The organism is Actinoplanes sp. 13 (assembly GCF_056134165.1).
On record NZ_JBVYOQ010000022.1, the window covers coordinates 73,655 to 86,972 of the forward strand.

Sequence of the window (13,318 nt, forward strand, 5' to 3'; positions counted from 1 at the left end):
GGCGCGCCTGGTTCGGTGGCCGCCGACCCTCGGCGCGTTGGTTCTCGACCAGCGACAACTCCGGCCGCCTGCCGTGCGGGCAGAGGTATGTCACAGCCCCCCGTCTGTGCGATCACACCCGCAGATCGCCATGCATACTTACCGCCGATCGTCGTACCCCGGTGCCGACGGTCACGTGAGGAACAGGGCGGAGAGGTCTCGGTGGGCGACGACATGACCGTGCACGGTCACACATCAGGCGGGGTCACGGGCACTGCGGTAGCCGACCCCGGATTGCGGCAGTTGCTGGCCGGGTTGACCGCTGTCCGTGACGGTGACTTCGGTACCCGACTGCCCGAGGACGGCGAAGGCCTCCTCGGCGAGATCGCCACCGTCTTCAACGGCATGGTGGACCAGCTGTCGTTGTTCACCTCCGAGGTCACCCGGGTGGCTCGGGAGGTCGGCACGGAGGGCCAGCTGGGCGGCCAGGCCGACGTGCCCGGCGTGTCCGGCACCTGGAAGGACCTCACCGACTCGGTCAACGCGATGGCCGGCAACCTGACCGACCAGGTCCGCGACATCGCCCAGGTCGCCACGGCCGTGGCCCGTGGTGATCTGTCTCAGAAGATCACCGTCGACGTACGCGGTGAGATCCTGGAGCTGAAGAACACGATCAACACGATGGTGGACGAGCTGTCGTCGTTCGCCGACGAGGTGACCCGGGTGGCCCGCGAGGTCGGCAGCGAAGGGCGTCTGGGCGGGCAGGCAGAGGTCCCGGGTGTCGCGGGTACCTGGCGTGACCTGACCGACTCGGTCAACTTCATGGCCGGCAACCTGACCAACCAGGTCCGTAACATCGCCCAGGTCACCACGGCGGTGGCCCGTGGTGACCTGTCCCAGAAGATCACTGTTGACGCCCGGGGTGAGATCCTCGAGCTGAAGAGCACCATCAACACGATGGTGGACCAGCTGTCGTCGTTCGCCGACGAGGTGACCCGGGTGGCCCGCGAGGTGGGCACCGACGGGCGTCTCGGCGGACAGGCCCAGGTCAGTGGCGTGGCCGGTACCTGGCGTGATCTGACCGACTCGGTCAACTTCATGGCCGGCAACCTGACCAACCAGGTGCGTTCCATCGCGCAGGTCGCCACGGCGGTGGCCCGTGGTGACCTGTCCCAGAAGATCACTGTTGACGCCCGGGGTGAGATCCTCGAGCTGAAGAGCACCATCAACACGATGGTGGACCAGCTGTCGTCGTTCGCCGACGAGGTGACCCGGGTGGCCCGCGAGGTGGGCACCGAAGGACGCCTCGGCGGGCAGGCGGACGTCAAAGGTGTCTCGGGAACGTGGAAGGATCTCACCGAGTCGGTCAACGTGATGGGTGACAACCTCACCGCGCAGGTGCGCAGCATCGCCGAGGTGACCACCGCCGTGGCCCGTGGCGATCTGACCCAGAAGATCCGCGTCGACGCCCGCGGTGAGATCCTCGAGCTCAAGGAGACCATCAACACGATGGTCGATCAGCTGTCGGCGTTCGCCGACGAGGTGACCCGGGTGGCCCGCGAGGTGGGCACCGAAGGACGCCTCGGCGGGCAGGCCCGTGTCCTCAACGTGGGCGGCACGTGGAAGGACCTCACCGACAACGTCAACGTGATGGCTACCAACCTGACCAACCAGGTGCGGTCGATCGCCCTGGTTGCCACGGCGGTGGCCCAGGGCGACCTGAGCCGCAAGATCACCGTTGAGGCGAAAGGTGAGGTCGCCGTGCTGGCGCAGACCATCAACACGATGGTCGACACCCTCAGCGCCTTCGCCGACGAGGTGACCCGGGTCGCCCGCGAGGTCGGCACCGAGGGTCAGCTCGGCGGCCAGGCCCGCGTGCCGAACGTGGCCGGCACCTGGAAGGACCTGACCGACAATGTCAACTCGATGGCCAACAACCTCACCGGCCAGGTCCGCAACATCGCGCAGGTGACCACCGCAGTCGCCCAGGGCGACCTGACCAAGAAGATCGACGTCGACGCCCGCGGCGAGATTCTGGAACTCAAGACCACCATCAACACGATGGTCGACCAGCTGTCCAGCTTCGCCGCCGAGGTGACCCGCGTGGCACGCGAAGTCGGCAGCGAGGGCCGCCTCGGCGGGCAGGCCGAGGTGGAAGGCGTTTCCGGTACGTGGAAACGGCTCACCGAGAATGTCAACGAGCTCGCCGGCAACCTGACCCGGCAGGTACGCGCCATCGCCGAGGTGACCAGCGCCGTGGCCACCGGCGACCTGACCCGCTCGATCACCGTGGACGCCTCGGGTGAGGTCGCCGAACTCAAGGACAACATCAACTTCATGGTGGAGTCGCTGCGCGAGACCACCCGGGCCAATCAGGAACAGGACTGGCTCAAGACCAACCTGGCCCGTATCTCCTCCCTGATGCAGGGCCACCGCGACCTCGAGGTGGTCGCCTCCCTGGTGATGAACGAGCTGGCACCCCTGGTCGGCGCCCAACTCGGCACCTTCCTGCTGGTCGACGAAACCACCGCGGGTACAGAACTGCGGGTGGTCGGCAGTTACGGGCACATCGGGGCCGGCAGGCGTTTCGCCCTCGGCGAGTCACTGGTGGGTCAGGCCGCCCTGGCGAAGCGCCGCATCGTCGTCAACGAGCTGCCCGCCGACTACTTCACCGTTTCCTCCAGCCTCGGCTCGGCCCGGCCTTTGCAGGTGGTGGTCCTGCCGATCGTGGTGGAGGACCAGACGCTCGGTGTCATCGAACTCGCCGGCATGACGGCCTTCACCGACGTGCATCACGACTTCCTGGACCAGTTGATGGAGACCATCGGCGTCAACGTGAACACCATGGTGGCCAATGCACGTACCGATGTGCTGCTCACGGAGTCCCAGCGGCTCGCCGCCGAACTGCAGGCCCGGTCGGAGGAACTGCAGGCACGGTCCGAGGAACTGCAGCGTTCCAACGCCGAACTGGAGGACAAGGCCACCCTGCTGGCCCGGCAGAACCGCGACATCGAGACCAAGAATTCCGAGATCGAGCAGGCCCGTCAGGAACTCGAGACCCGCGCCCAGCAACTCGCGCTGGCCTCCAAGTACAAGTCGGAATTCCTCGCCAACATGAGTCACGAGCTGCGCACACCCTTGAACTCGCTGCTGATCCTGGCACAGTTGCTGGCCCAGAACCCGACCCGCAACCTCTCCGCCAAGCAGGTCGAGTACGCGAACGTCATCCACTCCGCCGGCACCGACCTGCTGCAGTTGATCAACGACATCCTGGACCTGTCCAAGGTCGAGGCGGGCAAGATGGACATCGCGCCGGAGGCCTTCGAGCTCCGCAACCTCCTGGACTACGTCGAGGCGACGTTCCGTCCGCTGACCACCTCACGCGGCCTGGACTTCCAGGTGTCCACCTCCGCAGACGTGCCCACCGGACTGTTCACCGACGAGCAGCGCTTGCGCCAGGTCCTGCGCAACCTGCTGTCCAACGCGGTCAAGTTCACCGAAGAGGGCCACGTGCGGCTGCGGATCGAACGGGCACGGCGGGACGAGTTGTCGCCGGCCCTGGCCGAGCACGACACTGTGATCGCCTTCCGCGTGACCGATACCGGAATCGGTATCGCCGAACAGCAACTGACGGCCATTTTCGACGCGTTCCAGCAGGCCGACGGCACGACCAGCCGCCGATACGGCGGCACCGGGCTCGGCCTGTCGATCAGCCGCGAGATCGCCTGGCTGCTCGGCGGCGAGATCAGTGCCCACAGCACCCTCGGCGAGGGCAGCACCTTCACCCTTTACATGCCGGTCCAGCAGGTCACCGACACACCGCCTGCCTCGACCGAGACCTTCTCAAATCCGCCGGCGATGCCGTCGCATCCGGCGGAACTCGCCGCGCCCCGGCGCTTGCTGGTTGTCGAGAGCCATGCTGAAGGGCTGCTGACGTTGATCTCCCGAGGCGCGGCAGCGGCGCTGACCGATATGCACGGAGGGATCGACGTGGTGACCGCGACCGACCCCGACGCCGCGATCAACGAACTCAGGACACAGCCGTTCCACGCGGCCGTACTGGACCTCGCCATGCCGGCCGACCATGGTCCCGATTTTCTCAAAGCGCTGCACGACGAGGCCGAACTGCGTCATCTTCCGGTGCTCGTCTTCCGTAGCCAGCACGCGTCCCTCGGCAACGACACGCTGCTGCAGGCACTCGCGCAGATGCGGCCGTTGGAGTCGCTGGCGAGCTTGGACGAGTTGCGGGAACGTATCACCCTGCACCTGTCCACCGAGGCCGGCCGTCCTGTTCTGCCGCCGCCCATGCAGGTCGACACGGTAGTTGGCATGAGTGCGGTCGCGACAAGCCTCGCCGGCCGCAAGGTGCTGGTCGTCGACGACGACGCCCGCAACGTCTTCGCCCTGACGAACATTCTCGAACTGCACGGTATGGAGGTCATCTACGCCGAGAACGGCCGCAAGGGCATCGAGGTGTTGTCCCAGCACGATGACGTCGACCTGATTCTGATGGACGTCATGATGCCGGAGATGGACGGCTACGCCGCCACGGCGGCCATCCGCGCCATGCCGAGGTACGCACGCCTGCCCATCATCGCGGTCACTGCGAAGGCCATGCACGGCGATCGTGAGAAGAGCCTTTCCTCGGGCGCCAGCGACTATGTCACCAAACCCGTCGACGCCGAAGACCTGTTGACGTGCATCGAGCGCTGGCTGGCTCAAGACCAGGAGCCGTAAGCACCGAAGGCGGCTGACCGACCCATCTGCCGGGTGGCTTCACGGTTACCCGGTGGCCTCCTTTGCTTCAACTGCCCAGCGGGACCTTTCGCGTTGAGGCGTGGCGGGTCCGTCTACACACTGGCACTCGTGAGCGTCAGACAGGCCTACCTCGATTCGGCTGCCCTCGTGACCGCGTTCCTGCGGCATCCCGCCGTGGCGGATCGCTGGGACGGGCCGAGCGCGCTGGCGAAGCTGGGCGTCGGCGGTCTGACCGCTCATCTCGCCGGCCAGATCACTCAGGTGCCACTGGTGCTGGCCGCCCCGGTCGCGGACAGGTGCATCTCCCTGCGGGAGCACTTCGCCAGGTCGACATGGCTCGACGGTGACATCGACAGCGAGGTGAACACCTACATCCGCCGCACTGCCGAGCAGGAGGCGACCGCCGGCGCCCCGGCGGTGATCGGTGCCGCGGGGACCGCCTTGGCGCAGCTGCGACAGCGACTGCCGGCCGAGCCCCCGGAGCGGGTGATCCAGCTGCCGTGGGGACCGTGGGCCCTGTCGCTCGACGACTACCTCGTCACCCGGCTGCTGGAGTTGGTCGTGCATTGCGACGATCTGGCTGCCAGCATCGGCGCGGACAGCCCGACGTTCCCGCCCGCCTCGTTCGACACGGTGGTCGGCGTGCTCGGTCGCCTGGCGGCGCTCCGGCACGGTCAGGCGGCCCTGATCCGGGCGCTCAGCCGACGAGAGAGGGCCCCGAAGATCATCGCGGCGCTCTGAGCGGACGTCGTCCCGCCGGGCCCGTTCCCACGTAACCCCTCCCGCGCACGGCAAGTGTCGTAAGCCACCACAGCGAGCCTCATATCCGGGCATCCGGTTCCGATCGGACCGTCAGGATCTGCTGGTTCGGGAGTCAAAGTGCTGAGGTTCGTTCGTCAGGCGTGGTTCGTGTTCACCGCATTGAGCGTCTTGGTGATGGGTGCCTGCTTCCTGGCGCCCTGGGAGCCGGTCAAGACGGTCCTGACGGGGATGCTCGGCATCTCGGCGGTGGCGGCCACCATGGTGGGAGTGGCGCGGTACCGGCCGGCGGTGCGCTGGCCGTGGTACTGCATGGCGACCGGCTGGTTGCTGTTCGCCGCCGCTGACGTCATCTACTGGGTGCAGAGTTCGGTCCTGGGCCACGACGCCTTCCCGTCGATCGCGGACGCCTTCTACCTGAGTTCGTACCCGCTGTTGGCGGTCGCCCTGCTCGGGCTGGTGCGGGCCCGCCGGCCGGGCAAGGACCGGCCCGGCTTGCTGGACGCGCTGGTGTTGGCCACCGGCGGGGCGATGCTGTCGTGGGTGTTCCTGATGGAGCCGTACGTGCACGCCAGTGATCTGAGCGTTGCGGCTCGGGCGGTGTCTCTGGCTTACCCCGTGGCGGACCTGCTGCTCCTGGCGGTCCTGCTGCGGCTGACCACCGGACGCGGGGATCAACCGCCGGCGTATCGGCTCCTCGTGGCCGCCGTCGCTGCCATGCTGGCCGGCGACGTGGTCTACGGATTCATGGAGCTGACGACGGGTTACGACGCCGGGGACCCGATCGACGCGGCGTGGATGCTGATGTACGCCTTCGCCGGCGCAGCGGCCCTGCACCCGACGATGGCCGACATGTCACGGTTGGCGCCACCGGTTGCTGAGGGACCGATCGGTATCCGGCGACTGGTCGCTCTCGCCCTGGCGAGTTTGATGGCCCCCGCGGCGCTGGTCATCGAGTGGCTTCGCGGCACCGAGATCAATATTCCGGTGATCGTGTCGGGCTGTGTGGTCCTGTTCCTGCTGGTCATCGCCCGCCTGCACGGCTTGGTGGTGCTGCTGACCGACACCCTGCGGTCGACCGAGGTGCAGGCGAGCACCGACCAGCTGACCGGCCTGGCCAACCGTCGCCGCTTCCACACCTGCTGGCAGCAGTCCCTGACCGACGGAGTGGGACCGACCGCACTGCTTTACATCGACCTCGACGGCTTCAAGCCGGTCAACGACAAACTGGGTCATGACGCCGGTGACGCCGTCCTGCTCACCGTCGCTGACCGCCTGCGGGGCGTCGTCCGATCCGGCGACGTGGTCGCCCGCCTCGGCGGGGACGAGTTCGCGATCATCCTGCCCTGGACCGACGATGCTACCGCCGGCGCCATCGCTGAACGCATCGTCCGGGAGCTGGCGCAGCCGTTCGACCTCTCCGAGCGCCCGGTGTTCATCGGCGCCAGCATCGGTGTCATAACCGCGGCCCAGGGCGACAATCCGAATGCGCAACTACGCCGCGCCGACACCGCCATGTACGCCGCCAAGCGCGCGGGCCGCGGCCGGGTACACCACGGCTGACCTCGGGCGTACGCCTGCTCAGGGCCGACCCCACCGAACTGGTCTCGCCAACTAACCTGAGGGCATGTATCCCGGACCCGGCGAGCCGATCGTCGACCTGCGGCCGGCTGTGGGCGGGATCGACGCCCTGGCGCGTGATCTGCTCGGCACGCCGGCCACCGCCCGTCCTCGCATCATCGCCGTGGACGGTCGTGGCGGATCCGGTAAGTCGACGCTCGCCGGCCGGCTGCGTGACGCGATTCCCGGCGCGCAGGTCGTCCACACCGACGACATCGCGTGGTGGCATTCCCGTTTCGGCTGGGACGATCTCATGATCGACGGTGTCCTCGCTCCGCTGCACGCGAGACGTGACGTCCGGTACCAACCTCCGGCGTGGGCGCCGCGTGGGCGTACCGGATGGATCGAAGTGTCCGGCGCGGCGCCGGCGGTGATCGTCGAAGGGTGCGGCGCTTCGCGCCGGGAACTGATGCATCTGGTCGACGTGGCCGTCTGGGTGCAGTTCGACTTCGACGAGGCGAAACGCCGCGCTCTGCCGCGGGACATGGCCCTGCACGGCTTCGACGAGGCCGAGGCCGTGCGCAACTGGGACGAGTGGATGGTCGAGGAGATCCCGTTCTTCCTCGCCGACCGGCCGTGGGAGCGCGCCGGCCGTATCGTCGGGTACGACGCCGAGGGCACCTTGCTGACCGCCCGCCGCCCGGCTGACGCCGGGGGACGCACGCCTCCGCCCGGCATGTGACGGGGACCCGCAGTCCCGCGGCGGCCCGGTGGCCGAAAGGTACCGCTCGGCGGTCCCTGGTGCCACGCCGCTGAAATGGTCATGAACCGGTTTATGTGGACTCGGCGACCTGCCAATGATTTTTGGCGGAGGAATGGCCGCCGGGATGCCCGGCGAACAGTTCACAATCCTTGTCGTCGCGCGGCTGCGTGTCGCTCGTGTCGCGGACCGGGCACCACGTGTACGGGTTGATCTCGGACGCGCTGAGGGTCCACTGCACCCACCACATCGTCGTCTCGACCTGTTGGCCGAGCGCGGCATGAGACCCCTCATGACCCCGTTCGAGCTCACATCCCAGCTCGGACTGCAGGCTGGGCGCGGCTGCCGGGAGCCCACTGAAGAACGCCAGCTGCGTCGCGTCGAGCGTGATGCGGGCGGGGCAGATGCTCAGGTTCTCATCAGCAATCGACATGTCTCCATGGGTTCCCCCGGCGACTGGTCGACACACGCAACTGAACCGGTTTTTCTATCGCCATCCGTAGACCCCTGCGTCGAAACGATACAAATTCGAGGTGCTATCGAGCAGCCCTTACCCTGGGCCCATCCTGTCTGTGCCCCCGCGCCGCGATCGGAGAACGAGTGGACATGGTGAACATGGCCGGCCACGAACACCGGTACAGCCTCGGCGGCGGAGACTCCTGCATCGCCGGCGGCGACCAACCGGCCGGTTCCCGGTGAGCACGCTGGTCGCGCGATTCCTGGACGATCGGTTCCCCGGGCAGGAGGCGCGTTTGGTCGCGCTGCAGACGGACGTGATGACGGCGGCTCACGTCATCGCCGCCGGCGCAACAGCAGCTGCCGGGTCGCGGCAGGTGCTGTTGCAGCCGTTCGCCGACTCCGGGTTCGAGGCTGCACGGGAGGCGCTCCGCGCCACGGGGGGACGTCACACTGTTCCCGGGCCCAACCGTATCGGTGGCCTGCCCGCCCCTGCGCCATGACGTCGTGTCAGCTCCGGTGTCAGGGCGCGGAGGCCGCCCCATTGCCGGCCGGCGTCGGTCGCCGCGTTCCTGATGGGCCGCGACGTCGCCTTCCTCACCGGCTCCGACCTGCTCATCCACGGCGGCGTGATCGCCTCCGTCGTCGCCGGCCGCTTCCAGGTGCAGATGAGCTGACCGGGGTGTGCTGGTGGCTGCGCAGGGTTAAGAACCGACGCAGCGGCGGGTGTTTCTGCTGCGGACGGTCGACCCCAGTCACCGCGCCGAGCATGTTCTGCGTCCCTGGACAGTGCGGCTGGGGCTGCCGGTTCCCGTTGTTCGCCGCCGGCGTCACTTTCACCGGCGTGGGGAGCCTGTGTCGACGTGGCGCGGAGCGCAACATCGCCGCAGGCAAGCTACCGCTGGGCAACCAGCGTGAGGCTGCGACCCGTGGGCTACGAGCGACCGTGCATGCTTCGAAGGACCGCGTCCGGACCAGTTCCGTCCTGGTCAACAGTTGCATGCGTTGGTGGCGCATCGGCCACCCGGGGCACCGGCGCGCACGGTGGAGCGGCGCCGGTGCAGCCACCACATCCACAGCGCCAGGGCCACGAGGCCGCCCGCGGCGGCGAGCAGCGTCTTCTCGAGGACCGCGGCGCCTGCGCCGGTGAGCACCCCGGCGGCGACCACCAGCGGCAGGGCGCAGCAGGCGGCGCACGCCAGCGCGGCCAGCCCGCCGGTGACTTTGCTGCGCCACGGTGGTGCGTTGTCAATGCGGGTCGGCGGCGCGGCGGGCGGGCTCATGCGGGCTCTCCGGATGCTCGGGTGGTGCCGATGGTCAGGTACGGGATCGGGCAGTCGGCGCAGGTGCAGTTCGTCAGGCTGTCGCAGCGGGCATCGACGACCTCGGCGAGCGTGCCGCGGATCGCGGTCAGGTCGGCGATCCTCCGGTCGATCTCAGCGATCTTGTCGATCGCGCGTTGCCGCAGGTCTGCGCTCGGATGCCGGCGCCGCCCGGCGGCCAAGAGGTCCGCGACCTCGTCGAGGGTGAACCCGAGCCGCTGCGCCGCTTTGATCACGGTGATCAGAGCGACGGTGTCGGCCGGATAGAGGCGGTGCCCGCCGTTGGACCGGGTCGGTTCGGCGAGCAGGCCGCGGCGTTCGTAGTAGCGCAGCGTCTGGATGTTGACGCCGGCCCGGTCGGCGACCTCGCCGGTGCGCAACCCGTCCATCACGAGGCGCGGGTGGCCGAGACGGTGCCCGCCCGCCGGGCCAGCGAGGCGAGCACATCGGCATGCTGGGCGGGCACCTCGATGTCCAGGATCACGACCTCACCCTCCGGCATGGGCTCGGCGCCGACGGTGAAGCCGAAGAACGAGCAGCACTCGCTCTCGCGTGCGGTCAGATCCCGTACCGTGGCCGCCAGCCCGGCCGGGCCGGCCATCCGCAACCGCGCATGCGCCGCGTCCAGTTGATCCACCTGCCGTACCGCGGTGGCGAACAGGGCGTCGAACTCCGCCAGCCGCAACGGCTGCGCCGCCGTCGGCAGTGTGCAGGCGTCCGGAACCTCGAAAGACATACCGGTCTCCTCGAACAGGGCGCCGTCGGCGCCGTCCGTTCGACGGTAAGCCTGTACCGGGGTACCGGATGCAACCCGGCCGACGCTACAGAAATCTGTGCCCAGCCTTGGTGATACAGACGACCGATACGGCGTTTCCCGGCTCGCCGGGCCACGGCTCAGCCCGTGTGCTCTCGCGCAAGCTCGTCCCAGGTCAGTGGGATGCCCTCATCCCACTGCGCCGGCCAGCGGCCGAAGCGGCGTACTGCCGGCCTCGGCGCGACAGTCATTGCGCTTGCGAGGGTTACGGATGGCACCGGCCGCCTCCCGCTCGCTGCCGAAACCTTCGCGTTGCACCGGAGTCGTAGCCGGGGGCTGACTCAACGGGTGGTGTATCGCTGCCGAGGCTCGTTGTGGCCTTGCCAACGGCAACCCCCATCGGCGTAGGTTTGCAGTAAGGAGGGACCATGCCGGGGCGCATGACCATCAGCGAGCGCGAGGTTCACCTCATGCTGCGCCTGGCGCACACCGCCGCCGCCGAGGGCGAGGATCTCGCAGCGCCGCTCCCATGGTCGTTATTGGCCGGCCTGAAGGAGCTGATCGGCAGTGACGCCGTACAGCTGTGTCAGTTCGACGCGAAAACGCGGGTCGAAATGCTCTGCCAGGAGCTGACCGACCTTCATCCCACCGAAGCCGAACTCTCCGAAGGCGACGAAGCCTACGATGAATCGTTCTGGCTGCACTATTGGGACTCAGCACCCTGCTCCTATCCGGACTCTTCCGGCGACATCGAATCGGTCACCAAGGCGTCCGATTTCAGTACGGACCGCGAATTTCACAACAGCCCGATGTATGTCGACTACATCAAGCCCTTCGGTGGGGACCGGGAAATAATGCTGTGCCTGCCGAGTCGGCCCGGCCGTGTTCTGCGATTGCTGTTCTGGCGTGCACCCGGACGTGACTTCACCGAACGCGACCGGGCCATGCTCACTCTGCTGAGGCCCCACCTGTACGAGACGTACAAGCGCCGGAGACCCCCTGACAACGCGCTCTCGGTGCTCACCCCGCGACAGATCGAGCTACTCGAACTGGTCGCCGTCGGATACACCAACAGCCAGGTGGCCCGCCGGCTCTCGGTCAGCGAGGCGACCGTCCGTAAGCATCTGGAGAACGTCTTCGAACGTCTGCAGGTCGACAGCCGCACAGCAGCAGTCACCCGCGTACTCGGCGCCGACTCTCAAGCGCTCTGAACAGATGCCGGCACCACTGGTATGAGCCCTGTCTCCGCTGCACTGAACCGCAGCGGCAGACCCGCCCCTGGCGCACCTCTCGCGCCGGGAGACGGGTGGAGCACCTCCCGGCGCTCCACCCGTCGTTGCGGAGGGTCAGGGCAGTTCGCAGCCATCGCGCCGGTCGCGTGCATCAGTGCGGCAGGTGTCGGTGCCGGCCCCACCCGAGTTGCGATCGTTGCCGCGGATGCCATCCCGGCTGTCGAGCCTGTCATTGCCCGGACCGCCGGCGAGCCTGTCATTGCCCGGACCGCCGGCGAGCCTGTCATTGCCCGGACCGCCGGCGAGCGTGTCATTGCCTGTGCCGCCGGTCAGCGTGTCGGCGCCCGCGCCGCCACGCAGCGTGTCGTTTCCGCCGTTCCCGTGCAGAACATTGCGTTCGGCGATGCCGGTGAGGCGATCACCGGACCGGCCGCCCAGCACCCGCTCGACGTTCGGCCGGTTCTTGTCGCCCTCGCGCGCGGAGCCGTCATTTGCCACATTGTCGAGGCTGACGGTGACGGGGAGAGACCGGGCCGCGTATGTGATGGTGTCGAACCCAGGTCCGCCGGTGAACCGGTCGCTGCCGTCCCGGCTCGCCAGCGCCACCGCGATGTCGTCGCCCCGGCCGCCGTCCAGGCCGTCGTTGCCCTGGTTGCCGATGAGGGTGTCGGCCCCGGCCTGACCGTTAGCGCGTCGATGCCGGAGCCGCCGCGCAGCGTGTCATTGCCGGGCCCGCCGTTCTGAACCGAGCGGGTGCCGGTGTTGTTGGTTACCCGGTCCGCCCGGTTCCCGGCATTGATGTCGATGCGATTGACGCCGTTCGCCGAGCAGGTCACCACGTTCAACTGGGATTGAACGCAGCCCAGTCCTGCCACCGGACGGTCGCCGGTGTCGCTGATCGTGAAACGGTTGCCGGTCCGGCCGACCTGGATGTTGTTGGAGCGGTTGTCCTGAGCGTTGACGGTGATGACTCCGCCGGATCTGGTAACTCCGGTCGTTGCCCAGGCGGGTGCGACGAAAACCAGGGTGGGCACGGTGACGGCCACTGCGAGAGTGCCGAAGCGGAGCAGGCGGCGCCGGCGCATGGACGGGTTGGCGGGTTCGGTAGGTGGGCTGCTGACGCGGTTCGCTGTCGTGGTCATGCTGCCGACGGTCCTTGGTGCGGCAGCTCGATCGCCATCAGCGGATGCGCGAATTGACTCGCGCATCCGGAGCTGTTCCGGAGTCCCTCCGGCCACCACGGTCTCGATCACGCGTCGTCCCGGCTGACCCGACCGATCAACCTCTGGAGTGCTACTTCGTCATGACGGGGTCCGGCGTGGTGACTGTGCTGCGATCAGGGACCAGCAGCAGGATCGACAGCACCAGGACGCCGCCGAGACTGACCGCATGGCCGATTCTGTCGATCATCGGGAACATCTCCAGGTGCAGCATGTGCCACAGGAAGTGCTCGGCGTTGAAGATCAGCCAGGCGCCGCCGGCCATCCGCATCGCGGCGACAGTCGGGCGGCGCAGCGCGTAGACGCTGAGCACCAGCAGGGCGAGATAGAGGCCGCCGACGTCCCGGGTGAGATGTTCGTTGTACGGCCCGAGCGTCGACACCCAACGGCGACCCGGCAACGGAAAGTCGTTGTAGAAGGACGTCGGGAACAGGGCGGCCCAGATGCCGACGACGGCGGCCGAGGCCGCGAGAGTCGCGACGATCAGGCGTTTGGTTGCGAGGGTCATGCCGTTCAAG

General features: G+C 68.0%; 12 protein-coding genes and 1 pseudogene. 6 read left to right on the forward strand and 7 right to left on the reverse strand.

Annotated elements, in window-relative coordinates:
- The first annotated feature begins 201 nt into the window (after window positions 1-201).
- The 4 genes from AC0NH5_RS32040 (at window position 202) to AC0NH5_RS32055 (ending at window position 7,798) form a co-directional block, all read left to right on the forward strand.
- Window positions 202-4,716 carry a HAMP domain-containing protein gene (locus tag AC0NH5_RS32040; protein ID WP_474410590.1) on the forward strand — a complete coding sequence of 1,505 codons (4,515 nt, stop codon included), beginning with the start codon at window positions 202-204 and terminating at the stop codon, window positions 4,714-4,716.
- A gap of 129 nt (window positions 4,717-4,845) precedes the next feature.
- Window positions 4,846-5,478: a maleylpyruvate isomerase N-terminal domain-containing protein gene (locus tag AC0NH5_RS32045; protein ID WP_474410592.1), complete on the forward strand. Its 633-nt coding sequence runs from the start codon at window positions 4,846-4,848 to the stop codon at window positions 5,476-5,478.
- Window positions 5,479-5,616: 138 nt separating this feature from the next.
- Window positions 5,617-7,059, forward strand: coding sequence for a GGDEF domain-containing protein (locus tag AC0NH5_RS32050; RefSeq protein WP_474410594.1), 1,443 nt, complete (start codon window positions 5,617-5,619; stop codon window positions 7,057-7,059).
- A gap of 64 nt (window positions 7,060-7,123) precedes the next feature.
- Window positions 7,124-7,798 carry a uridine kinase family protein gene (locus tag AC0NH5_RS32055; RefSeq protein ID WP_474410596.1) on the forward strand — a complete coding sequence of 225 codons (675 nt, stop codon included), beginning with the start codon at window positions 7,124-7,126 and terminating at the stop codon, window positions 7,796-7,798.
- A gap of 91 nt (window positions 7,799-7,889) precedes the next feature.
- On the opposite strand, the gene AC0NH5_RS32060 is transcribed toward AC0NH5_RS32055, so the two are convergent.
- Window positions 7,890-8,249, reverse strand: coding sequence for a hypothetical protein (locus AC0NH5_RS32060; RefSeq protein WP_474410597.1), 360 nt, complete (start codon window positions 8,247-8,249; stop codon window positions 7,890-7,892).
- 262 nt (window positions 8,250-8,511) lie between these two features.
- Between AC0NH5_RS32060 and AC0NH5_RS32065 the strand changes: the two genes are divergently transcribed.
- Window positions 8,512-8,775 carry a hypothetical protein gene (locus AC0NH5_RS32065; protein ID WP_474410598.1) on the forward strand — a complete coding sequence of 88 codons (264 nt, stop codon included), beginning with the start codon at window positions 8,512-8,514 and terminating at the stop codon, window positions 8,773-8,775.
- Between the two features lie 486 nt (window positions 8,776-9,261).
- On the opposite strand, the gene AC0NH5_RS32070 is transcribed toward AC0NH5_RS32065, so the two are convergent.
- From AC0NH5_RS32070 to AC0NH5_RS32080, 3 genes are read right to left on the reverse strand one after another with little or no spacing between them, the layout of a single operon-like run.
- Window positions 9,262-9,555, reverse strand: a complete 294-nt coding sequence (locus tag AC0NH5_RS32070; RefSeq protein WP_474410600.1) for a hypothetical protein — start codon at window positions 9,553-9,555, stop codon at window positions 9,262-9,264.
- Window positions 9,552-9,983: a MerR family transcriptional regulator gene (locus AC0NH5_RS32075; RefSeq protein WP_474410690.1), complete on the reverse strand. Its 432-nt coding sequence runs from the start codon at window positions 9,981-9,983 to the stop codon at window positions 9,552-9,554. The genes AC0NH5_RS32070 and AC0NH5_RS32075 overlap by 4 nt, the downstream gene beginning before the upstream one ends.
- On the reverse strand, window positions 9,983-10,330 hold the full coding sequence (locus AC0NH5_RS32080; protein ID WP_474410602.1) for a hypothetical protein: 348 nt from the start codon (window positions 10,328-10,330) through the stop codon (window positions 9,983-9,985). The genes AC0NH5_RS32075 and AC0NH5_RS32080 overlap by 1 nt, the downstream gene beginning before the upstream one ends.
- 458 nt (window positions 10,331-10,788) lie before the next feature.
- On the opposite strand from AC0NH5_RS32080, the gene AC0NH5_RS32085 reads away from it, so the two are divergent.
- Window positions 10,789-11,559 (forward strand): response regulator transcription factor, encoded by a 771-nt coding sequence (locus tag AC0NH5_RS32085; protein ID WP_474410604.1) that lies wholly within the window; start codon window positions 10,789-10,791, stop codon window positions 11,557-11,559.
- A 135-nt stretch (window positions 11,560-11,694) separates the two neighbouring features.
- Here the strand turns inward: AC0NH5_RS32085 and AC0NH5_RS32090 are convergent, their stop codons facing one another.
- From AC0NH5_RS32090 to AC0NH5_RS32100, 3 genes and pseudogenes are all read right to left on the reverse strand, one after another.
- Window positions 11,695-12,186, reverse strand: a complete 492-nt coding sequence (locus AC0NH5_RS32090) for a calcium-binding protein (protein WP_474410605.1) — start codon at window positions 12,184-12,186, stop codon at window positions 11,695-11,697.
- Window positions 12,187-12,201: 15 nt separating this feature from the next.
- A pseudogene (locus tag AC0NH5_RS32095) lies at window positions 12,202-12,255 on the reverse strand (hypothetical protein); the annotation flags it as partial.
- A gap of 618 nt (window positions 12,256-12,873) precedes the next feature.
- Window positions 12,874-13,308 (reverse strand): hypothetical protein, encoded by a 435-nt coding sequence (locus AC0NH5_RS32100; RefSeq protein ID WP_474410606.1) that lies wholly within the window; start codon window positions 13,306-13,308, stop codon window positions 12,874-12,876.
- Window positions 13,309-13,318: the final 10 nt, after the last annotated feature.

Bases quoted from the DNA above. Each gene is read 5' to 3' on its own strand.
- AC0NH5_RS32055 (WP_474410596.1), top strand. From the start codon at position 7,124: ATGTATCCCGGACCCGGCGAGCCGATCGTCGACCTGCGGCCGGCTGTG.
- AC0NH5_RS32060 (WP_474410597.1), bottom strand. From the start codon at position 8,249: ATGTCGATTGCTGATGAGAACCTGAGCATCTGCCCCGCCCGCATCACG.
- AC0NH5_RS32070 (WP_474410600.1), bottom strand. From the start codon at position 9,555: ATGAGCCCGCCCGCCGCGCCGCCGACCCGCATTGACAACGCACCACCG.
- AC0NH5_RS32075 (WP_474410690.1), bottom strand. From the start codon at position 9,983: ATGGACGGGTTGCGCACCGGCGAGGTCGCCGACCGGGCCGGCGTCAAC.
- AC0NH5_RS32080 (WP_474410602.1), bottom strand. From the start codon at position 10,330: ATGTCTTTCGAGGTTCCGGACGCCTGCACACTGCCGACGGCGGCGCAG.
- AC0NH5_RS32085 (WP_474410604.1), top strand. From the start codon at position 10,789: ATGACCATCAGCGAGCGCGAGGTTCACCTCATGCTGCGCCTGGCGCAC.
- AC0NH5_RS32100 (WP_474410606.1), bottom strand. From the start codon at position 13,308: ATGACCCTCGCAACCAAACGCCTGATCGTCGCGACTCTCGCGGCCTCG.